The organism is Streptomyces sp. NPDC001093 (assembly GCF_040298985.1).
Lineage (GTDB): Bacteria > Actinomycetota > Actinomycetes > Streptomycetales > Streptomycetaceae > Streptomyces.
In genome coordinates this window covers 1-22568 of record NZ_JBEPBF010000020.1, presented here as the reverse complement: position 1 = coordinate 22568, position 22568 = coordinate 1, and the positions used below count along the sequence as shown (strand labels likewise).

At 72.1% G+C, this 22568-nt stretch carries 20 protein-coding genes and 1 pseudogene; 8 read left to right on the top strand and 13 right to left on the bottom strand.

Translation table 11 applies throughout. From position 1 onward, the window contains the following. Positions 1–100: 100 nt before the first annotated feature. Both ABT288_RS12930 and ABT288_RS12925 read right to left on the bottom strand, forming a co-directional pair. A complete protein-coding gene (locus ABT288_RS12930; RefSeq protein ID WP_351606006.1) occupies positions 101–1159 on the bottom strand; it encodes a BMP family lipoprotein in 1059 nt (352 codons plus the stop codon). Positions 1160–2598: 1439 nt separating this feature from the next. Further along, the gene (locus tag ABT288_RS12925; RefSeq protein WP_351606004.1) at positions 2599–3834 is read right to left on the bottom strand and encodes an amidohydrolase; all 1236 of its coding nucleotides are present in this window, start codon (positions 3832–3834) and stop codon (positions 2599–2601) included. Between the two features lie 155 nt (positions 3835–3989). Here ABT288_RS12925 and ABT288_RS12920 point away from each other — a divergent pair, with 155 nt between their 5' ends. Together ABT288_RS12920 and ABT288_RS12915 are read left to right on the top strand one after the other, a co-directional pair. Further along, complete coding sequence (locus ABT288_RS12920) at positions 3990–4340, top strand: hypothetical protein (protein WP_351606220.1); 351 nt, start codon at positions 3990–3992, stop codon at positions 4338–4340. Further along, positions 4244–4534, top strand: a complete 291-nt coding sequence (locus ABT288_RS12915) for a class I SAM-dependent methyltransferase (protein WP_351606206.1) — start codon at positions 4244–4246, stop codon at positions 4532–4534. The genes ABT288_RS12920 and ABT288_RS12915 overlap by 97 nt, the downstream gene beginning before the upstream one ends. On the opposite strand, the gene ABT288_RS12910 is transcribed toward ABT288_RS12915, so the two are convergent. From ABT288_RS12910 to ABT288_RS12890, 5 genes are all read right to left on the bottom strand, one after another. Then, positions 4477–4638: a hypothetical protein gene (locus ABT288_RS12910; protein WP_351606217.1), complete on the bottom strand. Its 162-nt coding sequence runs from the start codon at positions 4636–4638 to the stop codon at positions 4477–4479. The genes ABT288_RS12915 and ABT288_RS12910 overlap by 58 nt on opposite strands. An 82-nt stretch (positions 4639–4720) precedes the next feature. Beyond that, positions 4721–5905, bottom strand: coding sequence for a hypothetical protein (locus tag ABT288_RS12905; RefSeq protein WP_351606001.1), 1185 nt, complete (start codon positions 5903–5905; stop codon positions 4721–4723). Positions 5906–5949: 44 nt separating this feature from the next. Continuing rightward, positions 5950–6888, bottom strand: coding sequence for an N-acetylneuraminate synthase family protein (locus tag ABT288_RS12900; protein WP_351605998.1), 939 nt, complete (start codon positions 6886–6888; stop codon positions 5950–5952). Between the two features lie 13 nt (positions 6889–6901). Beyond that, positions 6902–8131, bottom strand: coding sequence for a cytidylyltransferase domain-containing protein (locus ABT288_RS12895; protein WP_351605996.1), 1230 nt, complete (start codon positions 8129–8131; stop codon positions 6902–6904). Between the two features lie 17 nt (positions 8132–8148). Then, positions 8149–9471 carry a DUF6716 putative glycosyltransferase gene (locus tag ABT288_RS12890; RefSeq protein WP_351605993.1) on the bottom strand — a complete coding sequence of 441 codons (1323 nt, stop codon included), beginning with the start codon at positions 9469–9471 and terminating at the stop codon, positions 8149–8151. A 198-nt stretch (positions 9472–9669) separates the two neighbouring features. On the opposite strand from ABT288_RS12890, the gene ABT288_RS12885 reads away from it, so the two are divergent. The 4 genes from ABT288_RS12885 to ABT288_RS12870 all read left to right on the top strand — a co-directional run bounded on the left by ABT288_RS12885 (position 9670) and on the right by ABT288_RS12870 (position 14277). Continuing rightward, the gene (locus ABT288_RS12885) at positions 9670–10647 is read left to right on the top strand and encodes a glycosyltransferase family 2 protein (RefSeq protein WP_351606204.1); all 978 of its coding nucleotides are present in this window, start codon (positions 9670–9672) and stop codon (positions 10645–10647) included. Beyond that, positions 10644–11978: an alpha-2,8-polysialyltransferase family protein gene (locus ABT288_RS12880; RefSeq protein ID WP_351605990.1), complete on the top strand. Its 1335-nt coding sequence runs from the start codon at positions 10644–10646 to the stop codon at positions 11976–11978. The genes ABT288_RS12885 and ABT288_RS12880 overlap by 4 nt, the downstream gene beginning before the upstream one ends. 100 nt (positions 11979–12078) lie before the next feature. Beyond that, a complete protein-coding gene (locus ABT288_RS12875; RefSeq protein WP_351605987.1) occupies positions 12079–13221 on the top strand; it encodes an acyltransferase family protein in 1143 nt (380 codons plus the stop codon). Between the two features lie 102 nt (positions 13222–13323). Continuing rightward, entirely contained in the window at positions 13324–14277 is a 954-nt protein-coding gene (locus tag ABT288_RS12870) for a class I SAM-dependent methyltransferase (RefSeq protein WP_351605984.1), read from the top strand. Between the two features lie 8 nt (positions 14278–14285). Here ABT288_RS12870 and ABT288_RS12865 read toward each other — a convergent pair whose 3' ends face one another. Next, positions 14286–14936: a TetR/AcrR family transcriptional regulator C-terminal domain-containing protein gene (locus ABT288_RS12865; protein WP_351605981.1), complete on the bottom strand. Its 651-nt coding sequence runs from the start codon at positions 14934–14936 to the stop codon at positions 14286–14288. Between the two features lie 71 nt (positions 14937–15007). On the opposite strand from ABT288_RS12865, the gene ABT288_RS12860 reads away from it, so the two are divergent. Then, a complete protein-coding gene (locus tag ABT288_RS12860; protein WP_351605978.1) occupies positions 15008–16378 on the top strand; it encodes an FAD-dependent oxidoreductase in 1371 nt (456 codons plus the stop codon). Between the two features lie 12 nt (positions 16379–16390). Here ABT288_RS12860 and ABT288_RS12855 read toward each other — a convergent pair whose 3' ends face one another. Both ABT288_RS12855 and ABT288_RS12850 read right to left on the bottom strand, forming a co-directional pair. Then, positions 16391–16972, bottom strand: a complete 582-nt coding sequence (locus tag ABT288_RS12855; protein ID WP_351605976.1) for a Uma2 family endonuclease — start codon at positions 16970–16972, stop codon at positions 16391–16393. Between the two features lie 93 nt (positions 16973–17065). Further along, on the bottom strand, positions 17066–18646 hold the full coding sequence (locus ABT288_RS12850) for an acyl-CoA mutase large subunit family protein (RefSeq protein WP_351605973.1): 1581 nt from the start codon (positions 18644–18646) through the stop codon (positions 17066–17068). Positions 18647–18725: 79 nt separating this feature from the next. Here ABT288_RS12850 and ABT288_RS12845 point away from each other — a divergent pair, with 79 nt between their 5' ends. Then, positions 18726–19601 (top strand): L,D-transpeptidase family protein, encoded by an 876-nt coding sequence (locus tag ABT288_RS12845; RefSeq protein ID WP_351605970.1) that lies wholly within the window; start codon positions 18726–18728, stop codon positions 19599–19601. Between the two features lie 248 nt (positions 19602–19849). On the opposite strand, the gene ABT288_RS12840 is transcribed toward ABT288_RS12845, so the two are convergent. From ABT288_RS12840 to ABT288_RS12830, 3 genes and pseudogenes are all read right to left on the bottom strand, one after another. Then, positions 19850–20980 carry a hypothetical protein gene (locus tag ABT288_RS12840; protein WP_351605967.1) on the bottom strand — a complete coding sequence of 377 codons (1131 nt, stop codon included), beginning with the start codon at positions 20978–20980 and terminating at the stop codon, positions 19850–19852. Further along, complete coding sequence (locus tag ABT288_RS12835; RefSeq protein WP_351605965.1) at positions 20980–21642, bottom strand: RNA polymerase sigma factor; 663 nt, start codon at positions 21640–21642, stop codon at positions 20980–20982. The genes ABT288_RS12840 and ABT288_RS12835 overlap by 1 nt, the downstream gene beginning before the upstream one ends. A 482-nt stretch (positions 21643–22124) precedes the next feature. Then, a pseudogene (locus ABT288_RS12830) lies at positions 22125–22568 on the bottom strand (hypothetical protein); the annotation flags it as partial.

Genomic DNA, 22568 nt, shown 5'->3' with positions numbered 1-22568 from the left:
ATGGCTCGGCGGGGGGCTCCGGAGGGCGCCCCCGCGCCGAGCCTCAAGTCCCACGGTACGGCCGGACCGTCACATCGGCGGTCCGGCCGTACCGGACGGGTCACGGGGTGGTCTTGACCTTGATCTGGCCGGAGACGATCTTCTGCTTCGCGGCGTCCAGCTTGGGCTGGATGTCGTTGATGAAGCCACCGCTGGTGGCCAGCGAGACACCGTTCTTGGCGAGGGAGTAGGCGTTGAGGCCGGCCAGCGGCTTGCCGTCGTGCACGGACTTGATGAAGTCGTACACACCGACGTCCACGTTCTTGACCATGGAGGTCAGGATCGAGTTCTTGTACTTGGCCAGACCCGGGATGTTGTACTGGTCCGAGTCCACGCCGATGGCCCAGGCGCCCTTCTTGCCGTTGACGGCCTCGATCGCGCCGTTGCCGGAGGAGCCGGCCGCCGAGTAGATCACGTCGGCGCCGTTGTCCAGCATGCCCTGCGCGGCCGCCTTGCCCTTGTCGGGGCTGGCGAAGCCGGAGAAGTCCGAGCCGTGGCTCAGGTACTGGGTGTCGACCTTGATCTTCGGGTTGGTGTCCTTGACGCCCTGGACGTAGCCCGCCTCGAACTTCTTGATCAGCGGGACGTCGACACCGCCGATGAAGCCGACGTGGTCCGTCTTGGTCTTCAGTGCCGCGGCGACACCGGCCAGGTAGGAGCCCTGCTCCTCGGTGAACGTGATGCTGTCGACGTTGCTCGCGTTCACGACCGAGTCGACGATGCCGAAGTTGGTCTTCGGGAACTGCTTGGCGATCTTGGTCACGGCCGGCGCATAGGAGAAACCGACGGCGACGATCGGGTTGTACCCCGCCTGCGCCAGGTCCGACAGCCGCTGCTCACGGTCGGCCTCGGTGTCGGAGGTCTTGGCGGTCAGCTCCTTGATGGAACCGCCGAACTCCTTCGCGGCCTTGTCGGCACCGCGCGCGGCGGAGTCGTTGAAGGAACGGTCACCACGGCCGCCGACGTCGTAGGCGAGGCCGATCTTGATGCCGCCCTTGGCGCTGCCCGAGGACGAGGGGCTGGCGTTGTTGTCGGAGGACGTGCTGCCACACGCGGTGGCAGTCACGGCGAGAGCTGCGGTGGCGATTGCCGCAGCGGAAAGCTTGGCTACCCGGCGCACGGGAGGCTCCTTCACCTGACCTGAGCGCCGTGTCGGCGCTTGATGTGAGCACCATGCCAGTGCTCGAGCCGAAACGCCCCGGCGGCGTCGGCTTCGCGGCATCGTAACGCGCGTAGATGTCGCAAAAAACCCTCTCGCGACTCCGTTATCGATTCGAGGCAAACAGCGTCTGAACTCGGCCTCTCGGCCCTCTCATGGCGCTGTTGCACAGCGTGTACGAATGGCTTACGAGTGTGTTGCGCCGCCCAGGGGAAGGACACTCGGGGCCCCGCCCCCGGCCCCCGAAGGCCCCGGCCGGCCTTCCGGTGTCGAGACGCCCGGCCTCCCGCGTCGAGGCTCCCGGACTGCAGCGTCGGAGGTGCGCGTCTCCCACCTCGGGGGCGCGCCGGTCTCCCACCTCCGGGCGCACCGGTCTCCCCCCTCCGGGGGGCGCCGGTCCCCCACCTCCGGAGGGCGCCGGTCTCACGCCTCGGTCCCGCGCCGGTCTCCCGCTTCGGGGCTCGCCCAGGAATCCCGCCTCAGGGCCCGAGCCCGGTCTCCGCCTCGATCCCCTCTGAGGTCCCGCCGCGGCGGGCGCGCCCGCCGCCCGCGCCTCGGGGCCCCAGCCTCCTGCCCCGGGGCCACGCCTGACCCCCACCTCAGGCCCCGGACTCCGGCCTCGAGCCTCCCCGGACTGCAGCCCCGGGCCCGCACCGGATTCTCGCTTCGGGGCCCGGACTCCCACCTAGGGGCGCCCGGGCCTCCCGCCTCCGGCCCGTGCCGGACTCACGCCTCGAAGCCCCCGGACCAGGCCTCCGGGGCGCGCCGATCTTCCCGCCTCAGGGCCGCGCCGGACTCTCACCCAAGACTCCGGACTCCCCGGCGGGGCCCGCCTGACTCTCGCCGCTGAAGCGCGCCTGGCCTCTGCCTCGGGCCGATCTCCCACCTCGGGACACCCCGGACCCCGGACTCCCCGCTCCAAGGGCGCGCCGGACTCCCACCCCAGCCCCCGGACTCCCCGCCCCAGGGACAGCCCGGTCCCCCGCCTCGGGCCGCCGGACTCCCGCCTCCGGCCCGCGCCGGACTCCCACCGCGGGAGCGCCCCAGCCTCCCGCCTCGAAGCCCCCGGACCGGAACTCAGAGGCGCGCCGGACTCCCCGCCTCAGGGCCGCGCCGGACTCTCACCCAAGACTCCGGACTCCCCGGCGGGGCCCGCCTGACTCTCGCCGCTGAAGCGCGCCTGGCCTCTGCCTCGGGCCGATCTCCCACCTCGGGACACCCCAGCCCCCGGACTCCCCGCCCCGGCGACACCCCGATCCCCCAGCCCAGACCCCGGACTCACGCCTCGGGGACAGCCCGGTCCCCCGCCTCGGGCCGCCGGACTCCCGCCTCCGGTCCGCGCCGGACTCCCGTCTCGGGACACGGGACTCCGCCGAACGGCCGCACCGCGGACCGCGGGGTCAGCCCTGTACCTCGTTCGGTTCCAGGAAGGCCGCTGCCGTGAACATCTCCACGCCGACCGTGATCGCGTGCTCGTCGGCGTCGAAGTCGCCCTGGTGGAGATCGCGCACGGTGCGCTCGCCGGGCCGCCGGACGCCGAGCCGGGCCATGGCGCCCGGGACGTTCTCCAGGTACCAGGAGAAGTCCTCGCCGCCGAGGCTCTGCTCGGTGCTCTCGACGGAGTCCCGGCCGCGGCGCGCCGCCATCGCCCGGCGCAGCAGGTCGGTGGACTCCCGGTCGTTGACGACCGGCGGCACCCCGCGCACATAGGTGATCTCGGACTTGGCGCGGTGCAGGGTGGCAACCTCGTCGATGGCCGCGTGCACGATGTCGGGGGCCTGCCGCCAGGCGTCCAGGTCCAGGCAGCGCACGGTCCCGGAGAGCTCGGCGTGCTGCGGGATGACGTTCGGCGCGTGCCCGGACTCGATCCGCCCCCAGGTCAGCGCCAGCCCGGCGCGGGTGTCCACACGGCGGCCGATCAGCGCGGGCACGTCGACGGCGACGCGGGCGGCGGCGGTGACCAGGTCGGTGGTCAGGTGCGGGCGGGCGGTGTGGCCGCCGGGGCCGTCGAGCGCGATCTCCAGCCGGTCGCAGGCGCTGGTGATCGCGCCGTGCCGCAGTCCGATCTTGCCGGCGTCGACGCGGGGGTCGCAGTGCACGGCGAGGATCCGCTCGACCCCCTTCAGCACCCCCTCCTCGATGGCGTCCAGCGCGCCGCCGGGCAGCACCTCCTCGGCGGGCTGGAAGATCAGCCGCACGGGACGGGGCAGCAGACCCTTGCTGTGCAGGTCGGCGAGCACGAGCCCGGTCCCCAGCACGACGGTCGTGTGCACGTCATGACCGCAGGCATGGGCCCGATCGGGCACGGTCGACCGGTAGGGGCAGTCGGTCTTGGTGTCCGGGATGGGCAGGGCGTCGATGTCCGCGCGCAGTGCGAGCAGCGGTACGGCCGGCCGATCACCCTCCGCCACACCGATGTCACACACGAGTCCGGTTCCCTTGGCGAGCACCCGGGGCCGAAGCCCGGCCAGCTCCAGCCGCTCCTTGATCGCGGCGGTCGTACGGAACTCCTGATTGCCCAGCTCAGGGTGCATGTGCAAGTCGCGACGGAAGGCGACGAGTTCGGCGTGCAGGGCTTCGCTCAGCACGCCGGGGAGCACATCCCCCGCGAGGCCGGCCTCGGACTCTAGGGACATCAATTGCTTCACCCTCTGAAGGGTAGGACGCCCGGCTGGTCAACTACCCCTCGATCAACAAAACTTCAGCCCGTTAGGGGAAGAAAATCTGACCGGCGGACGCATGGCGGCGGACTGTGATGGGTAAAACCTTTCTTTCTCCTTCCACGGATACCATGCCTCGCCACGGTCACGCTCGCGATGTCCACGAACCGGACTACGGCGCGACCCGCGTCCCGCTGGGGCCCGCACTCGTGACCGACGCGACCTGGACCTTCCTGCACACGACCTTCCTGCAGACGAACCGCATCTCCTACGACGCGATCGCCAAGGACTACGCCGCCCGGTGTCCGGCCGACGGCCGGCATCCCCTGGGCCGCACCGTGATCACCGCCTTCGACCAGCTGGTCGCCGAGCACGGCGCGGCCCCCTGGCCGACCTGGGCAGCGGCCCCGCACACGTCACCGCACTGCTGCACGAGCTGGGCGTCCCGGCCTTCGGCGTGGACCTCTCCCCCGCCATGGTGACGCCGGCCCGCGACACCTACCCCGAACTGCGCTTCCCCATCGGTTCGATGACCTCCCTGGACCTGCCGGACGCCACCCTGGGCGGCATCCTCGCTCTGTACTCGACGGTTCGCACTGGCCAGGAAGGCCGGCCGAGTCAGTCGCTCCGCGCCGGTACGGCGTCCCGCCAGAGGGTGATGTCCAGGGTGACGTAGGTGCTGGCACTGGTGCTGGGCGACTGCCCCTCGAAGGTCACCAGGGCCACGATGCCGTCCCGGGTGATCTCACACAGCTGCCTGCCCCTGGAGAACCGGCTCACCGAGACCTCCGGGGGCAGAGACGGCGATCACGATCGCGGCGGAAGCCGACGAGGAACCGACCTGACACGCCGGCCAGGCCGGCTACGCCGGGCTCACCGCGGCCAGCCGGTGCACGTCCCTCGCCGTACCAGTCACCCCCGACAGGAAGCCCTGCGCCCGTGGGGAAGCGGACTCGGTCAGCCAGGTCGGGTCGATGTCGAAGACCGCCACCCGCACCCCGGTGCCCGCGAGGGCCAGCGGCAGGGTGTGGACGACCGTCGACGGGAAGCTGAGGACCGTACGGCCGATCGGGCCCCGGCGGGCGATCACTTCCAGGGGGAGGTCCGGGCGGACTATCTCCAGGCCGGTCTCGGCGGCCAGGCGGTGGAGTTTCTCGGCGCTTTCGCGGCGGTGCGCGAAGTAGCGGGTCGCGCCGTGCGTCCTGGCCAGGCGACGGACCGCCTCCAGATAGGCCGCCCCGTCCACAACTCCCGTTTCCACCAAGGACGTTCCCACCATGTCCGCGCTCTTGGTGATGCGCGGCGGACCGAAGCGGGCCCGGGTCCAGGAGAAGTCGTTCGCGGTGACCGTGACGCCCTGCGGGGTCTCCGTCACCGGCATCGAGGAGAAGACCTCCACCCTCCGGCGCGCGCTGGGTGTCAGCCGGCGGCGGGCCGAGGACGACACCGGCGCGAAGAGCAGGTCCCTGGCCCCCGGACGGCCGCCCTTGCGGTGCCAGCGGACCAGCCGCTCGCCCCGGGCCAGCTGGGCGACGAACTCCATCGTCGCGGTGCCGTCGTCGACCACGACCAGGTCCTTGGCCCGCGTGATCGTCAGCAGCAACTGCACATACCGCGAGAACGGGTCGCCCATGACGATCCGGTCGGCCCGGCGCAGCGCGCCCGCCAGGCCGCCGATCGTCGAGAAGGGCGCGGTCGTGCCGCCCCGCGCCTCCTCCCAGCGCACCCGGTACCCCTCGTCCCGCGCCAGGTCCGCCATGCGGCGCAGCTGGCCCCGGGTCATGGGGTCGGTCGGGGACAGGACGACGACCGTGAGGTCCGCGCCGGTCCCCGGCGGGTCGCCGGCCACCGTCCGCCGCACCTGCGAGGGCACGGACGGAAGCGGGTCCGTGCCCGGCAGCGGCTCCGAGCCCGGCAGCCGGACCGGGTCCGCGCCGCGCAGCCCGTGCAGATGCGCCCACTCCAGTACGTTCAGCAGCTGGACGGGGCTCTCCACGAAGGCGAGCGTGCGGGGAGGGTGGCCGGCATGACCGGCGCGGGGGCTCATCGGCGTACGACCGTCCCGTCGTAAGGGGCTCAAGAGGTCGGGCTTCAGACCGTGACCGGCTCGCCGGCCGCGGCCGCGATCTCCGCCTCGGCGACGGCACCGGCGACGCGGCGCAGCTTCTTCATCGGGCCGAGCTCGGAGTCGTAGACCTTCTTGACGCCGTCACCGAGGGACGCCTCGATCACGCGGATGTCGCGGACCAGGCGCTCCAGGCCCTGCGGCTCCACCGACGCGGCCTGGTCGGAGCCCCACATGGCGCGGTCGAGGGTGATGTGACGCTCGACGAAGGCCGCCCCGAGCGCGACCGCGGCGAGGGTGGTCTGCAGACCCGTCTCGTGGCCGGAGTAGCCGATCGGGACGTTCGGGTACTCCTTCTCCAGCGTGTTGATCACGCGGAGGTTCAGCTCCTCGGCCTTCGCCGGGTAGGTGGAGGTGGCGTGGCACATCAGGATGTTGTCCGAGCCCAGGACCTCGACCGCGTGGCGGATCTGCTTCGGGGTCGACATGCCCGTGGAGAGGATGACCGAGCGGCCGGTGGCGCGGAGCGCGCGCAGCAGCTCGTCGTCCGTCAGGGAGGCGGAGGCCACCTTGTGGGCGGGCAGGTCGAACTTCTCCAGGAAGGCGACGGCCTCGGTGTCCCACGGGGAGGCGAACCAGTCGATCCCCTTCTCCTTGCAGTACTCGTCGATCTGGCGGTACTCGTCCTCACCGAACTCCACGCGGTGGCGGTAGTCGATGTAGGTCATCCGGCCCCAGGGGGTGTCGCGCTCGATGTCCCACTGGTCGCGCGGGGTGCAGATCTCCGGGGTGCGCTTCTGGAACTTGACCGCGTCGCAGCCGGCCGCGGCGGCCACGTCGATCAGCTTGAAGGCGTTCTCCAGCTCACCGTTGTGGTTGATGCCGATCTCGCCGCAGATGTAGACGGGACGGCCCGGGCCGACCTCGCGCGAACCGAACGTACGCAGACGGGAGTTGGTGCTCATCAGGGGGATGTCCTTACTTGGGGAGGGAGTCGAGAGAGGGGCCGAGGATCCAGCTGGCGATCTCTCGGATCGCGCCGTCACCGCCGGGGAGGGTGGTGACCGCGCGTGCGGCGCCGCGTACGACGTCGTGGGCGCTCGCGACCGCCACGGGCCAGCCGACGAGGGCGAAGCACGGCAGGTCGTTGACGTCGTTGCCGACGTAGAGCACGCGCTCCGGCGCGATGCCCTGCTCCTCGCACCACTGCTTCAGCGCGAGGTCCTTGCGGTCGATGCCGTGCAGCACCGGGAGCTTGAGCTTCCGGGCGCGGGCGGCGACCACAGGGTTCTGTTCCGTGGACAGGATCAGCATCTTCAGGCCGCTTCTGCGCAGGGCGGCGATGCCGAGTCCGTCACCGCGGTGCACGGAGACGAACTCCCGTCCCTCGGAGTCGATCAGCACCCGGTCGTCGGTCTGGGTGCCGTCGAAGTCGAGGACTACGGCGTCGATGTCGTCGTAGGCGGGCAGCGAACCGGGGCGGTCCGCGTCGAACAGGGGGGCCAGGGCGCGGGCGCGGGCCAGGTCGTGCGGGTCGTCGATCTCCAGGACCCGGGCGGGGTCGGTGCGGACGAGTTCCGTACGGCCGAAGAAGCGGTGCTGGTGCTTGCGGAAGCCGGCCGCGTCCATCGCGTAGGCGGCGCCGGTCTCCAGGAAGTCCTGGGGGCGGTCCTGGCGGCGCGGGCGGTAGGACTTGTCGTGGTTGACCCCGGCGCCGCCCTCGGACTCGGCGTCGGCCTCCCGCCAGACGAAGCCGTGGAAGGGGGCCACGGTGACGGCCGTGTCCGCGCCGTTCTCGACGACCGCGCCGGCCACCCCGTCTATGTCCTCGCGGACGATGAACGGGCTGGTGCACTGCACGAGCAGGACCGCGTCGACCGCCGCGCCGTGCAGCGCCTCGTGGGCGTCCATGGCGTGCAGGACCGCGGCCTCGGAGGTCGCGGTGTCCCCGGCGATGGCGGCGGGCCGGAGCACGACCTCGGCGCCGGCTTCGCGGGCGGCGGCGGCGATGGCCTGGTCGTCGGTGGAGACGACGACGTCGGTCACCAGCCGGGTCGCCCGGCACTCGCGCACCGCGCGCGCCACCAGCGGGACTCCGCCGACGGGGGCGAGGTTCTTCGCGGGCACGCCCTTGGAGCCGCCGCGCGCGGGGATCACCGCGAGCACCCGGCGCACCGTCGCGCCCTGTCCCGCTTCCGAGTTGGACATCCGATCTCCTTGAGAGGTCACAGCTCCCCCATCCGGCGGATCACCGGGGCGACCCGCTGCACGCCGTGGCGGTAGGCGCCACGCGCGGCGCGGCGCACGATCTGGCGGACCGGCCCGGGCTCCTTGTCGGCGGCGGGCGCGCCGGGCAGCGGTACGCCGTCGGGGCCGAGGTGGTGGCGGGCGAGGATGCCGGGCAGATAGCCGGGCGCGGTCTCGGGGGTGTAGTAGGGGTTCACGGGCGGCAGGCCGCCGGGGCGGTCGAGCAGCTTGGCGATGCGTTCACGCGCGACGTCGAAGGCCGTCCCGTACGACCCGTCGGCGGCCACGCCCTGCCGGGCCACCCACTCCGCGTCCGGCACCGGCCGGTACCCGGCGTCGAGCTGGTCCCAGGAGGCCAGGCACCCGGAGCCGGTGAAGTGGTGGTTGCCGAGCACCTCGCGCACGCCCAGGTCGGTCAGGAGCACCGTGGGGATGCGGCGGTGCAGGGCCTCCAGGGCGGCCGTGGAGCTGACCGTGACCAGCAGGTCGGTGCGGTCCAGCACCCCGCCCATGTGGCCGTACACCAGGCGGAAGTTGGCGGGCACGTCCTTGCCCTGGACCAGCTTCTGGTACGGCAGCTCCTCGATGTGGGTGGTGTGTTCGCCCGGCTTGGAGCGCAGCTTCAGCAGCACCTCGCGCTCGGGGTGTTTCCGGGCGTGCTCGATCAGCCGGTTGAGCAGGTACGTACGGTCCCTGCGGCTGTCGGGGACGGACGGCTGGGCGGCGAACACCACGGTGTAGGGCTCGTGTTCACCGGTGTAGGGCGCCCCGCCGAGGAAGGGCAGCGCGACCTCGGTGACCGAGGAGGCGTCGGCGCCCACACCCTCGTACACGGCCCGGAACCGGTCCGCGTCGTGGCGGGAGTTGGCGAGGACGAGGTCGGCGCCGTGCCGCAGCAGCAGGCCGTCGGCGAGCTTCTCGTAGACGACACCGACGTACCCGGTGACGACGACGGGACGCCGGGCGGCGCCCGCCCAGGTGGCGCGCAGCCCGTGCAGCATGGCCTGGACGCCGCCGCCGACAAGCGCGAGGATGAGGACGTCGTACCGGTCTTCGGCGGCGCCGCCCATCCCGCGCAGGAACTCGACGCCGGTGACCTCGCGGAGGGAGTCCGCCCGGACGCCGACCTCCTTCAGCTGACGGGCCGTCGGGGTGGCTCGCCCCCGCAGGAGGTAGCCGTCGAGCCGGATCTCGGCGTCCGCGGGGGCGAGGCGCTGCGCGGTGAGCGCACCCCACTTCCACCGGGTGTCGGAATCGGCGAGGACGGCGACCCGCAGGGACTTCGTAGCACTTGCTGGCACGCCGAAGACGCTAGGAAGCCATTCCGAGGTTCCGCCCAACCCGAATGCAACAAACGGTTAACAGCACACCGCCGAATGGCGAATCGGGCCGCCGGGGCAAGCGAAAAAGACCTGGTTCACGGCTTCGCCACATGCCGTTCACTCAGCATCAAGCGGGCGGTCAAGACGAATGACGGGCTTCGTCCTAACGTTCAAGCCGTGGTCAAGCTCTCCGTCATCGTGCCGTTCTACAACGTGCAGCAATACGCGCCCGACACGCTCAGGAGCCTGAAGGCGAACGCGCGTGAGGACTTCGAATTCATTCTCGTCGACGACTGTTCGCGCGACGGGACACCAGAGATTCTCGCGCGCGCGGAGCGCGAGCTGCCCGGAGCGGTCTACGTCCGGCACGAGCAGAACGGAGGGCTGGCGACCGCCCGCAACACCGGTATCGACCGGGCGCGCGGTGAGTACCTGACCTTCCTGGACGGCGACGACTGGCTCGCCCCCGGCTACTACCCGCAGCTGGTCGCGGCCATGGAGGAACTCGGCTGCGACTTCATCCGCACCGACCATGTGCAGTGCACCGCACGGTCGCGCACGGTGAACCGGGTGCCCGTCGGCCGGCGGAACGTGGTGCTCAGCCCGCGGGAGGCGATCCTGCCCGCCGACCGGTCCACCTCCGTCGACTACGCGTACGCGTGGGCGGGCGTCTACCACCGCCGACTCGTCGACAAGGGGCTGCTGCACTTCACCGACGGTCTGCGCACGGCCGAGGACCGGCCGTGGATCTGGAAACTGCACCGGGAGGCGGAATCCTTCGCCGCGGTGAGCATGCTCGGCGTGTTCTACCGGCGCGGAGTCGCCTCGTCGCTCACCCAGATCGGCGATGTCCGGCAGCTCGATTTCATTCGCGCGTTCGATCAGGTCATTACGGAAACCGCCCAGGACCGGGACGCCGATGACCTGTTGCCGAAGGCGGTCCGCACCTATTGCGCCATCATTTCCCATCATCTGGGATCCATCGAAAGGTTCGAGCCCGCGGTGGCGAAGAAACTGAAATCCATGAGTGCCGCGGCCCTGCGGCGCATGCCGCAGGACGTGCTGGACGACGCGCTCGACTCCATGGACCTGGAGCGCGCCACCAAGCTGCGCCGAATGCGCCGCCGTCCCGCCTCCGCGGGGGCCGCCGCGTGACCACCCAGATCTTCCAGGCGTCGACGCTCTACGGCACGGCCACGCTCGCCGCCGCCCTGGACTCCGGCTGCTTCCGCCCGGCCGACCGGCGGATCCTGCTGGTCTGCAACAACGCGGCCACGCCCGAGACGACGCCCGGGCTGGACGAGGCGCCGGGCTTCGAGAAGCTGCGCGACCGTTTCGACGACGTGATCCTGTACAACGAGACCATCTTCCCGTTCCACCCGGGCGGCTGGGCACCCCGCGTGGACGACATGCCGCTGTGGGAACGCTTCCTGCGCCACGAGTGGCAACTCGGCGACGAGGACGTGGAGCTGGCCGTCGAGTCGATCCAGGTCAACCCGTCCCTGGCGCTCGCGCAGATCTTCAACGGCGCCCCGGTGACGGTCTACGCCGACGGCCTGATGAGCTACGGCCCGACCCGCAACAAGATCGACCCGCTGGCCGGCACCCGCGTGGACCGGGTGCTCCACCTGGACCTGGTGCCGGGCCTGAAGCCGCTGCTGCTGACCGAGTTCGACGTGCCCGGCGAGCTCGTGCCGACGGCCGCCTTCACCAAGGTACTCGCCGAACTCGCCCCGTCCGGCGCCGAGTTGCCGGACGTCGAGGAGCCCGCGCTGCTGCTCGGCCAGTACCTGTCCGCGCTGGACATCCTCACCGCCGAGCAGGAGGAGAACCTGCATGTGCGGATGCTGAAGGGCGCGGCCGCGCTCGGGCACACCAAGGTGGTGTTCAAGCCGCACCCGTCCGCCCCGGCCCGCTTCGCCCGCCTGCTGGAGCAGGAGGCGGAGCGGCTGAAGGTGGAGCTGACCGTGCTCGACACCCCGGTCCTCGCCGAGGTGCTGTACCAGCGCATGCGTCCGGCGCTGGTCGTCGGCTGCTTCTCCACCGCCCTGCTCACGGCCAAGGCCCTGTACGGCCTGCCCGTCGCCCGGATCGGCACCGAGGTGCTGCTGGAGCGGCTGACGCCGTACGAGAACAGCAACCGGGTCCCGGTGACCATCGTCGACGCGCTGCTGCCCGCCCTCGGCGACCGCGGCGCGGTGACCGAGCAGCGCACCGGCATGGCCGTGGACGCGCTCGGCGCGCTGATCCGTGCGGTGGGCTTCGCGATGCAGCCGAAGATCTACCCGAGCCTGCGCCCGGAGACCGAGGCCTGGCTGGCGCGGAACCTGAACCAGCGCACCATGCGCTACTTCAAGCGCCGGCGCCTGTCCTCGCTGGCCCTGCCCGGCGGGGTGCCCGCCCAGCTGGCGTTCATCCCGCGCAACCCGACGGTCCGCCGGATGGCGAAGAAGGCGCGCAGTCTGCGCAATTCGGTGCGCCGCTGACAGCTCCGAGTGAATGTTCACCGACCAGTTGACGAACAGTGTGCCGAGCGGCCCGGTCGTGGGTGTGAGGCGCCGAGACCCTGGCAAGGCGGCCTACACCATGGTTGCTCCATCCCCCGCCCGCACCGCCGTTCCCGTTCCTCCCGCCCCCGGAACGGCCCCCGCTTCCAGGCCCCGCAGCCGTCTGCTCGCCCTGGACGGTCTGCGGCTCGTCGCCGCGCTGATGGTCTGCCTCTACCACTACACCGGCCGCGGCGGCACGGTCTCCGCGTCCTGGCACGGGAGCCCGGGCCACCTCTTCCCGGGCCTGTCCCGGGCCGCGGTCTACGGCAATTTCGGCGTCGAGCTCTTCTTCGTCATCAGCGGTTTCGTGATCTGCATGAGCAGCTGGGGCCGCACCCTCGGTGACTTCTTCCGCTCCCGGGTCGCCCGTCTGTACCCCGCGTACTGGGTGGCCCTGGCCCTGGTCACGGGGGCGTCCCTGGCCCTGCCCGTCGTCGTCCACCCGGTCCGGCTCGACGAGTTCCTGGTGAACCTGACGATGCTCCAGCAGCCGATGGGCGCGACCCGGGTGCTGGGCGTGTGCTGGACGCTCTGGGTCGAGGTGCGCTTCTATGTGCTGTTCGCGCTGCTCGTCGTCCTGCGCGGGGTGACCTACCGCCGGGTGGTGCTGTTCGCGTGCCTGTGGACCGTGGCGGGCGTGCTGTGCCACTCGTCCGGCAACGAGCTGCTGAACCAGGTCGTCATGCCCGAGTACGCCCCGTTCTTCATAGGCGGTCTGGCGCTGTACCTGATACACCGCTTCGGCAGCGACCTGCTCGCGTGGGGCATCGTCGCGATGTCCTGGCTGCTCGCCCAGAGCGAGGCCACCCGCGGGCTGTGGGGCCCGCACCCGCACCGTGACCCCTACGTCGTCGTCCTGATCGTCACCGTCGCCTTCGCGGCCGTCGCCGCCGTGGCACTGGGCTGGACGCGCTGGGCCTCCTGGTCCTGGCTGGTCACGGCCGGCGCGCTGACGTACCCGTTCTACCTGGTCCACGAGCACCTCGGCTGGTTCGCCATACGGGTGCTGCACCGGGGGCTCGGCCTGCCCGCGTGGCCGACGCTCGCGGTGACCGTGCTCGGCATGCTGGTGCTGGCCTGGCTGATCCACCGGTTCGTGGAGAGGCCGTTCGGGCCGCGGCTGAAGCGGGCCCTGAAGGAGCGTAAGTTGGGCGACCGTTCACCTGGTCTTGGGTTTTGAACCGGGCCGTCGGGCAGGCACCGTAGAGCCCTTGCCGCAGATGCCGCACAGGCTTTCCGCAGGGATCTCACAGACGCCGTACCGAGGGAGTGCCCACCCCGCATGGCCACCATCCAGGATGCGATCCGACCGCCCCGCCGTCTCGACGACGTCCCCGGCTGGTTCCCGGTGCTCGACCAGCTGCTCTTCGACTGGTTCCTGAACCGGCAGGAGACCACCGGGATGCGGGGTGATCTGCTGGAAGTCGGGGTCTACATGGGCAAGAGCGCGATCTTCACCGGCCGGCACCGGCAGCCGGGCGAGCGGTACACGGTGTGCGACCTCTTCGAGGGCGACGCCCCGGACGACGCCAACCGGGCGGAGTCGGCGAAGTCGTACGGCGCGCTGACCCGCCGCGTCTTCGAGGACAACTACCTCTCCTTCCACGACGAACTGCCCCGCGTGCTGCAGGGCCCCAGCTCGCTGGTGCCCGGCGAGGTCGAGCCGGACTCCTGCCGGTTCGTGCACATCGACGCCTCCCATCTGTACGAGCATGTGCACGGCGACATCGGGGCCGCCCGCGATCTGCTGCTCCCGGACGGGATCGTCGTCCTGGACGACTTCCGCTCCGAGCACACCCCCGGCGTCTCCATAGCCACCTGGGAGGCCGTGCTCAACCGCGGCCTGCGCCCGGTCTGTCTGAGCACCCAGAAGCTCTACGGCACCTGGGGCGACCCGGAGCCGGTCCAGGAGGAGCTGCTGGCCATGGTGCGGGAGCGGTCCGACTGCCATCTGAGCGTCCAGGAGGCCGCCGGGCACCGGATCGTCCGGCTGAAGTCGAAGGGGATGCGGGCGCCGGAGTTCCCGCCGTCCAGGCATGCGGCGGCGGACGCGGAGCCGGAGCCGGTACCGGTACCTCAGGAGGCCGCGGCGCCCTCTCCCGCGCCGGCGCCGGTCCGGCACGCGCCGCGGCGCAACGCGAGCAGGGTCCGCCGGATCGCCGTCGACCTCCTCCCGCCGGTCGCCACCCGGGCGATCCGCAAGGCTCGCGCCCGGGCACGCGCCAACCGGCGCTGACCGCCCGCTCAGCCGATCCCGTACCGCGCCCCGATCCCCGCGATCACGATCGCCAGCCCCTCCTCGAACTGCTCGTCGTAACCGTCGAAGAGCAGCTTCCCGGCCTCGGCGGCGAGCGGGTGGCCGGCCAGCCGCCGGGCGCGTTCCTCGATGTCGTACCCCTCTCGGCGCTCGCCCGGGAGGGGCTGTACGCCCTGCTCCTCGGTGACGAAGCCGATGGTGTACGCGTTCACCGTGCGCGCCGCGTGGACCGCCTGGGCGAGGGTGAATCCGGCCTCCGTCAGCAGCCGCAGGCCGGCCTCCTGCTGGGGGGCGTGCTCCGTGCCCGTGAACCGTGAGCCGCTGTAGACCTTGGCGCCGTCGCGGTAGCCGAGCAGCGCCGCCCGCAGTCCGCGGCCGGCCTTGAGCAGCCGCTCCTGCCAGCTGTCGGCGGGGTCGAGCGTGGTACCGGCGGCCATCCGCCGGTACATCTCCGTCGCCATCTCGTCCAGCAGCGCCTGCTTGTCCTTGAAGTGCCAGTACAGCGCGGGCGCCTTGACGTCCAGTTCCCTGGCGATGGCGCGCAGGGTCAGGCCGTCCAGGCCGACCTCGTTGAGCAGCCGCAGGGCGGTGGCGGCGACGCGGCGGCGGTCCAGGGGGGCGCGTTTCTCAGGGCTCACGCTTGACAGCTTAACAGCGTTAAGGGCACCCTTCTGGGCAACGGCACTTAACGGCGTTAAGGAGAAGTGTGATGGATGTGCTGATCGTGGGCGCGGGTCCCACCGGCCTGACCCTCGGCATCGACCTGGCCCGCCGGGGCGTGGAAGCGCTGGTCGTGGAGCGGGCGGAGGGGCTGTTCCCCGGCTCGCGCGGCAAGGGGCTCCAGCCGCGCACCCTGGAGGTCTTCGACGACCTGGGCGTGGTGGACGCGATCCGGGCGGCGGGCGGCCCCTATCCGCACCGGGTGACCTGGAAGGACGGCGAGCGGGTCGGCGAGCTGCCGATGTTCGAGAGGATCGAGGCGGACGAGGGCGCGCCGTACACCGAGCCGTGGATGGTCGCACAGTGGCGGACGCAGGAGATCCTGCACGCGCGCCTGCTCGAGCTGGGCGGCCGGGTGGACTTCGGGCGCGAGGTGACGGGCCTGGAGCAGGACGCCGAGGGCGTGACCGTCCGGTTCGCCGACGGTACGGCCGTGCGCGCGGGGTACGTCGTCGCGGCCGACGGCGGGCGCTCGGTGGTCCGGCGCGCGGTGGGCGTGGGCATGGCCGGGGAAACGGTCGACCCGGCGCCGTTCCTGGTGGCGGACGTACGGCTGACGGGCCTGGACCGGGACTTCTGGCACGTCTTCCCCAAGGACGACGGCACCGTCGTCGGCCTGTGCCCGCAGGCCGGCACGAACGACTTCCAGCTCCAGGCACGCCTCGCCGAGGGCACGGAACCCGACCCGGGCTTCGACGGCATCCGTAGGCTGGTCGCCGCGTACACCCACCTGGACGCCGAGGACGTCACCGAGCTGCGCTGGTCCTCCGGCTTCCGCCCGCGCGCCGCCCTCGCGGACCGCTTCCGGGTGGGCCGGGTCTTCCTCGCCGGCGATGCCGCCCACGTCCACTCGCCGGCCGGCGGCCAGGGCCTGAACACCAGCGTCCAGGACGCCTACAACCTGGGCTGGAAGCTGGGCGCGGTCCTGCGCGGCGGGGCGCCGGAGGCGTTGCTGGACACCTACGAGGAGGAGCGCCGGGCGAACGCGGCGGCCATGCTGGACCTGTCCACGGGCGTCCACCGCGGCGAGGTACGGCGCGGAAGGGCGACGGTGCAGCTGGGGCTGGGCTACCGGGAGTCGTCCCTGAGCGTGGAGACGCGGGACGAGCCGGCCGGCGTCCGGGCGGGCGACCGCGCCCCGGACGGCACGGTGTCCGGCGTGCGCCTCTTCGACGCGTTCCGGGGACCGCACTGGACGCTGCTGGGCGCGGACACCTCCGTTGCCGGTGTGCGGGCGCTCCCGGCGGCGCCGGAGTCGTACGGCCCGGGCGTCTTCCTGATCCGCCCGGACGGCTATGTGGGGTGGGCGGGAGACTCGCCGGACGGGGCCGAGGCCTACCTGGCCGAGGTCGGCGTCTGACCGGGGTGGTGGTCAGTCGTCGCCGTCGAGGAGGGTGTCGACGGGGAGGTCGAGGGTGACGCCGACGGATTCGGGGACGGGGACGAACTGACCTCGCTTGAAGCGCTGAGGGTCGGGGTACTTGCCGTCGGCCGGGTCGGTGTAGAGGAGGACCTCGTCGTGCTTGCGGTCAGCGATGAGGTAGGCGGGAAGGTCTGCCTGGGCGTAGCACTCGACCTTGGGACCGAGGTCGTCGGACCAGTTCGAGGACGTCACTTCCACCACCATGCGGAAGACGTTCGGTGCGTAGTAGTTCTTCGTGACATGGGCGTCGCGGAAGTCCTGGTCGACGACCGAGAAGTCGGGGATCGCAAAGTCCTCAGGCAGCGTGGGCAGCCAGAGCCCGACGCCCTGGACGTACTCGTACCCCGCCTCAACGAGCCCCGCCCGGTCGAAAGCCCTGCCCAGTTTCGTCAGCGACAGAGCGTGCGAACCATCCGGCGGCGGTGTCACAGTAAGCCTCCCCTGGAGAATCTCCACGCGGTGGCCAGGCAGTGCACGGGCAAGCTGGTCGGCAGCCTCGCCCAGGGTCAGCTCCTGCTGCAGTACGGCCATGGCGTCCTCCTTTTCGGGGCCCACTCTGCGACGAGAGTAACCGGGAACATGGGGACTCGGCTCGCGATCACCCATACGAAGTAACCACCCAGCTCAGAACACCTCCGACGGCTCGTAAGCCCCCCAAACCCCGCGGAGCGCTCCGCACACCTGCCCCACCGTCGCCCGCGCCCGCAGCGCCTCCTTCATCGGGTACAGGACGTTCTCCTCCCCCTCCGCCGCCTTCCGCAGCGCGTCCAGCGCCGAGTCCACCGCCCGCCGGTCCCGTTCGGCCCGGAGCTTCTCCAGGCGTTCCGCCTGCCGGGCCTCGATGGCGGGGTCGACGCGCATCGGCTCGTACGGCTCCTCCTCGTCCAGCTGGAAGCGGTTCACGCCGACCACCACCCGCTCCCCGGAGTCCGTCTCCTGGGCGATCCGGTACGCGTTCCGCTCGATCTCGGCCTTCTGGAAGCCCCGCTCGATCGCCGCGACCGCCCCGCCCAGATCCTCCACCCGCCGCATCAGCTCGACGGCCGCGTCCTCCACGTCGTCCGTCATCCGCTCCACCGCATACGACCCCGCGAAGGGATCCACCGTCGCCGTCACGTCCGTCTCGTGGGCCAGCACCTGCTGGGTGCGCAGGGCCAGCCGGGCGGACCTGTCGGTCGGCAGCGCGATCGCCTCGTCGAAGGAGTTGGTGTGCAGGGACTGGGTGCCGCCCAGCACCGCCGCCAACGCCTGCACCGCGACCCGCACCAGGTTCACCTCCGGCTGCTGGGCCGTCAGCTGGACGCCCGCCGTCTGGGTGTGGAAGCGGAGCATCAGGGACTTGGGGTTCCGGGCGCCGAACTCCTCCCGCATCACCCGCGCCCAGATCCTGCGGGCGGCGCGGAACTTGGCGACCTCCTCCAGCAGCGTCGTACGGGCCACGAAGAAGAAGGACAGGCGGGGCGCGAAGTCGTCCACGGACATCCCCGCCGCCACCGCCGTGCGGACGTACTCGATGCCGTCCGCCAGCGTGAACGCGATCTCCTGGACGGGCGACGCCCCGGCCTCGGCCATGTGGTAGCCGGAGATCGAGATCGTGTTCCACCTCGGGATCTCGGCGGTGCAGTACTTGAAGATGTCCGCCGTCAGGCGCAGGGAGGGCTTCGGCGGGAAGATGTACGTCCCCCGCGCGATGTACTCCTTCAGCACGTCGTTCTGGATCGTGCCCGTCAACTGGTCGGCGCGCGCGCCCTGTTCCTCCGCCACCAGCTGGTAGAGGAGCAGGAGGAGGGCGGCCGGGGCGTTGATCGTCATCGACGTGGAGACCTGGTCGAGCGGGATGCCGTCGAACAGCACCCGCATGTCCTCGATCGAGTCGATCGCCACGCCCACCTTGCCGACCTCGCCGTGCGCGAGGGGTGCGTCGGAGTCGTGGCCCATCTGGGTGGGCAGGTCGAAGGCGACGGAGAGGCCCGTGGTGCCGTGGGCGATCAGCTGCCGGTAGCGGGCGTTGGATTCGGCGGCCGTGCCGAAGCCCGCGTACTGGCGCATGGTCCAGGGCCGGCCGGTGTACATGCTCGGGTAGACCCCGCGGGTGAAGGGGTACACGCCCGGTTCGCCCAGTTTCCCGGCCGGGTCCCAGCCCTGCAGGTCCCGCGGCCCGTAGACCGGCTCGATGGGCAGTCCCGACTCGGACTCACGCGACATGGATGCCTCCGGAGTACGTCTTGTCACCCCTCACCATGCCCCGTCGTTCGGCGACGGTCACGCGGGGAAGCATCCCGGCATGACGATCTCGCGAAGACCCGCCGCCGCCCTCACATCGGCCACCGCACTCGCCGCCCTCACCGCCCTGTGCGGCTGCACCGTGCATCCCTCGGACGCCGACGGCAAACCCCGGGCCCCGGTGTACGCCCAGAGCCCGGCACCGCCCCTGGAAAGCCGCGCGGCACAGCCCACCCGGACGGAGCAGCCGTCCCCGGCCGCGCCCGCTCCCCGGCCGCCGTCCCCCGCCGTGCCCGCCCCCGCTCCCCGGCTGCTGTACTCGCGCGGCGACAGCGGGCCGGGGGTACGGGAGCTGCAGGCGCGGCTGCGCCAGCTGGACTGGCTGTTCGAGGGGCCGACGGGGTCGTACGACGCTCCGACCGAGCAGGCCGTGCAGGGGTTCCAGGGCAAGCGCGGGCTGCCGCGGACGGGGCGGACGGACACCGTCACCTGGCAGCGGCTGGTGGGGATGACCCACGCGCCCGGCACATGGGAGCTGTATCTGATGGGCGGTCAGCCGGCCGGCGCGCCCGACCCGCGCTGCATGACCGGGCGCGTGCTGTGCATCGACAAGACGACGCGGACGCTGCGCTGGATGATCGGCGGGCGGACGCTCTCGACGACGGCGGTGCGGTTCGGGGCGCAGTACACGCCGACCCGCGAGGGTGTCTTCCACGTCTACCGCAAGGAGCGGAACTGGGTGTCGACGCTCTACCACTCGCCGATGCCGTACGCGATGTTCTTCAGCGGCGGCGAGGCCGTGCACTATTCGTACGACTTCGCGGCGCGTGGCTACGCGGGGGCCTCGCACGGGTGCGTGAACGTCCGGGACGAGACGGCGATCCAGCAGCTGTTCGCTCAGGTGCGGGTGGGCGACAAAGTCGTCGTCCACTGGTGAGGCGGGATTGCGGGGCGCGGGCGGGACCGGGGGAACGTGTCCCGCCCGCGCCAGGTGCACGAGCCGTGGGTACGGGGGGAACCCCGGCTCAGTGCGACGGCCGATGACCAGTCGGCTCACTCAGTACTGCGTACCGGCCGCCGAAAACGTCACACCCCGCCCGAAGAATTTTTCACGACCCACAAAAGCGCAGGTCAGAGGGGCAAAAAAGGGGGGCGGGGGAGGGAGCGGCCCGCGGGCCGGTCGGGTCAGAGGGCGGTGTACGTCGGGCTCGGCGCCGGGCCGGGCCGGGTGCCGGTGCTCCGGGCGGGGCGGGCCGGGGCGAAGGCCGTGGGTGCGGGCGCCACAGCGTCGCCGTGCCAACCCTTGCCGCCTCCGCTGCCCTTGCCGTCGCCGGTGCCCTTGCCGGGGTTGCCGCCCCAGCCGGGGTTGCCGCCCCAGCCGGGGTGACCGTCGCCGCCGTGGCCGGGGTTGCCTTCCTCGTCGCCGCCCCGGCCGTTTCCGTTGCCCTTGCCCTTGTCGCCGTTCTCGTCGCCCTTGCCGCCGCCCGTCGCGCCGTCGGCCGAGTCGACGGTGGCCAGGACGACCTTGCAGTACCGGCTCACCCGGGCACTGCCGCCCGCCAGGTGCTCCAGGACGCGCCGGCGGCCGGAGTCCAGCTCCTTGCCGTCGCGGATGTCCCGGCAGGCCGAGGCCGCGTCCCGCCACCAGCCGCCGGGGGTGCCGGAGGGGTCGCCGGTGCCGGGAGAGCTGCTCCTGCCGTTGCGGTCGCCCGGTACGACGGCCTCGCCGGAGGCGCCACCGCGGTCGGTGCCCGCGCTGCCGCTCGGCGCGCCGGGCCCCGCAGTCGCCCCCGGGGTGCCCTGCGGGACGGAGGCGAGCGGCGTTCGGGAGGTCGGGTCGGCGGAGACGGAGGCGGCGGGGTGCTCGTGCCGGAACGGTGTGGGCAGCATCCCGGTCCCGGCGGCCATGGCGACCCCGCCGACCGTGCCCACGGCCACCGCCGCGGCCAGCGCCAGCCGCACGGGGCGGGCCCAGCGGGTCCGGCGGGCGGGGATTCCGGTACGGGCCGGGGCGGCGATGCGGACCAGGCCCGCGTCGCCGCCGGGCACGGACAGGCCGGAGGCGCCCTCGGCACGGCCGACGGCGGTGCCTTCCGCGGCGGCGGCCTCGCGGGCCTTGCGGAACGCGGCCAGGGCGGCCTGCTCGCCGGGGAGTTCGCCGGTGGCGGGGGCCGTCCGGGAGGTCAGCGCGCCGAGCGCCCGGGAGAGTCGTTCGGCCTGGTCACGGGCGGAGGCATCGACGGCTTCCAGCGACTCGCCGCGCAACAGGCGTTCCGCCGTCTCACGGTTCAGCCACTTGTCCTGCTCGTCGGCCATCACATGTCCTTCTGCGTCCGCGCACGCGTATCCGTCACAGTTGCGGACGACACCGCGCGGCCGCGCGGTTCTCGCTGGGGTGGGAGCGCGTCGAGCACGCCCGCCGATTCCGGATCGTCACCGAGCAGCTCCGCGAGCCGCTTCAGGCCGCGGTGTGCCGCGGTGCGCACGGCGCCGGCGCGTTTGCCGAGGGTCTCGGCGGCGCTCTTGGCGTCCAGGCCGACCACGACGCGCAGGACGACCGCCTCGGCCTGGTCCTGCGGGAGCCGCGCGATGAGGGAGAGGGTGCCGTCGGTGGCCAGGGCCTCGATGGCCTCGCCGGCGGTGTCGGACTCGGCGGCCCGGCCGGTCAGTTCCGTCTCGTCGCCGCCTATGGCGGGGCGGCGGCCGCGCATGCGTATGTGGTCCAGGGCGCGGTTGCGGGCGATCCGGGCGGCCCAGCCGCGGAAGCGGTCGGCGTCTCCGCTGAACCGGTCGAGGTCGCGGGCGATCTGCAGCCAGGCCTCGGACGCCACGTCCTCGGCGTCCGGATCGCCCACCAGCGTCCGTACGTATCCGAGCAACCGTGGATGCACCGCGCGGTACACAGTACGGAACGCGGTCTCGTCACCGTCCTGCGCCGATCGCACCGCGGCGGTCAGCTCCGCGTCGTCCCCCAGCACCTGACTCCCTTTACGCCTGTTTCCCGGTCGGCGCGAAAGGCACGTTACGGCGTGAAACCGCTCCCCGTCCATGTCCGTAGAAGATGCAACTAACTCGTGACCAGGTGCGGATGTGCGCAGGGTGAGATTCGACGGTGGCCGGGTGTGACAGAAACAGCACGCACGGCGCTGTAGAGAGTACGGGTCGCGCGCGGCCCGTCAGCGCGACGGCCGGGGCCTCTCCTGTGGGGGGTGGCGGCCCCGGCCGTTGCATCAGTTTGCCGCTCTGACCTGGGCCGATGCGCGGCATCGGCGACCAATGCGGCCAACGCGCGGCCAATGCTGGTGTGCGGGCCCGTTCGACTCGGCGCTTTCCGTGCCGGGCCCTGGTTGCGGCCCGACGAGGAGTGCCTCACCTGCGCGGAGGCCTCCACGGGTTCTCACCCGCGTCTAGAACGTCCGTGACCTTGCCGTGACACACCGACGGGCCCGCGTGACGAGGACTACTTCTTCCCCGGGGCCCTACGGTCGGAACTGCCACTGTTTCCGGCGCTGTTGCCGCCCTTGTCGGCTTTCTTCCCGTATGCGGCTTTCACCTGGGCCGCGCAGTAGGCCGCCACCTTCTCCTCGCCGCCCGCCGCCCCGACGAGCCGCTGCCAGGCCGTCGCGTCCAGGGCGCCACTCCGGTCCCCTGCCCGCTCGTAGGCGCGGCAGTGGGCCACCGTGTCCCGGGCGGTGGCCGGATGGTGCGGGCGCGTGGACGCGGCGCCGGATGCCTGGCCGGCGGTCCCGGCGGGCGTGCCGGGAGCGGGCGGCCGGTGCGGGGTGCTCGCCGATGGGAGGGCCGGATGCGGGGTACCGGGGCGGCCGTGGGTGCCGGAACCGGCGGAGCCGATCGCCGCGAAGGCGACACCGCCCAGCGTGAGGCTCGCGAGCGCCACCGAGAG

Excerpts from the sequence above, each read along its gene's own strand:
- ABT288_RS12925 (WP_351606004.1), bottom strand. The coding sequence starts at position 3,834 with ATGTCCCTAGAGTCCGAGGCCGGCCTCGCGGGGGATGTGCTCCCCGGC.
- ABT288_RS12920 (WP_351606220.1), top strand. The coding sequence starts at position 3,990 with ATGCCTCGCCACGGTCACGCTCGCGATGTCCACGAACCGGACTACGGC.
- ABT288_RS12905 (WP_351606001.1), bottom strand. The coding sequence starts at position 5,905 with ATGAGCCCCCGCGCCGGTCATGCCGGCCACCCTCCCCGCACGCTCGCC.
- ABT288_RS12900 (WP_351605998.1), bottom strand. The coding sequence starts at position 6,888 with ATGAGCACCAACTCCCGTCTGCGTACGTTCGGTTCGCGCGAGGTCGGC.
- ABT288_RS12895 (WP_351605996.1), bottom strand. The coding sequence starts at position 8,131 with ATGTCCAACTCGGAAGCGGGACAGGGCGCGACGGTGCGCCGGGTGCTC.
- ABT288_RS12875 (WP_351605987.1), top strand. The coding sequence starts at position 12,079 with ATGGTTGCTCCATCCCCCGCCCGCACCGCCGTTCCCGTTCCTCCCGCC.
- ABT288_RS12870 (WP_351605984.1), top strand. The coding sequence starts at position 13,324 with ATGGCCACCATCCAGGATGCGATCCGACCGCCCCGCCGTCTCGACGAC.
- ABT288_RS12860 (WP_351605978.1), top strand. The coding sequence starts at position 15,008 with ATGGATGTGCTGATCGTGGGCGCGGGTCCCACCGGCCTGACCCTCGGC.
- ABT288_RS12855 (WP_351605976.1), bottom strand. The coding sequence starts at position 16,972 with ATGGCCGTACTGCAGCAGGAGCTGACCCTGGGCGAGGCTGCCGACCAG.
- ABT288_RS12850 (WP_351605973.1), bottom strand. The coding sequence starts at position 18,646 with ATGTCGCGTGAGTCCGAGTCGGGACTGCCCATCGAGCCGGTCTACGGG.
- ABT288_RS12845 (WP_351605970.1), top strand. The coding sequence starts at position 18,726 with ATGACGATCTCGCGAAGACCCGCCGCCGCCCTCACATCGGCCACCGCA.
- ABT288_RS12840 (WP_351605967.1), bottom strand. The coding sequence starts at position 20,980 with ATGGCCGACGAGCAGGACAAGTGGCTGAACCGTGAGACGGCGGAACGC.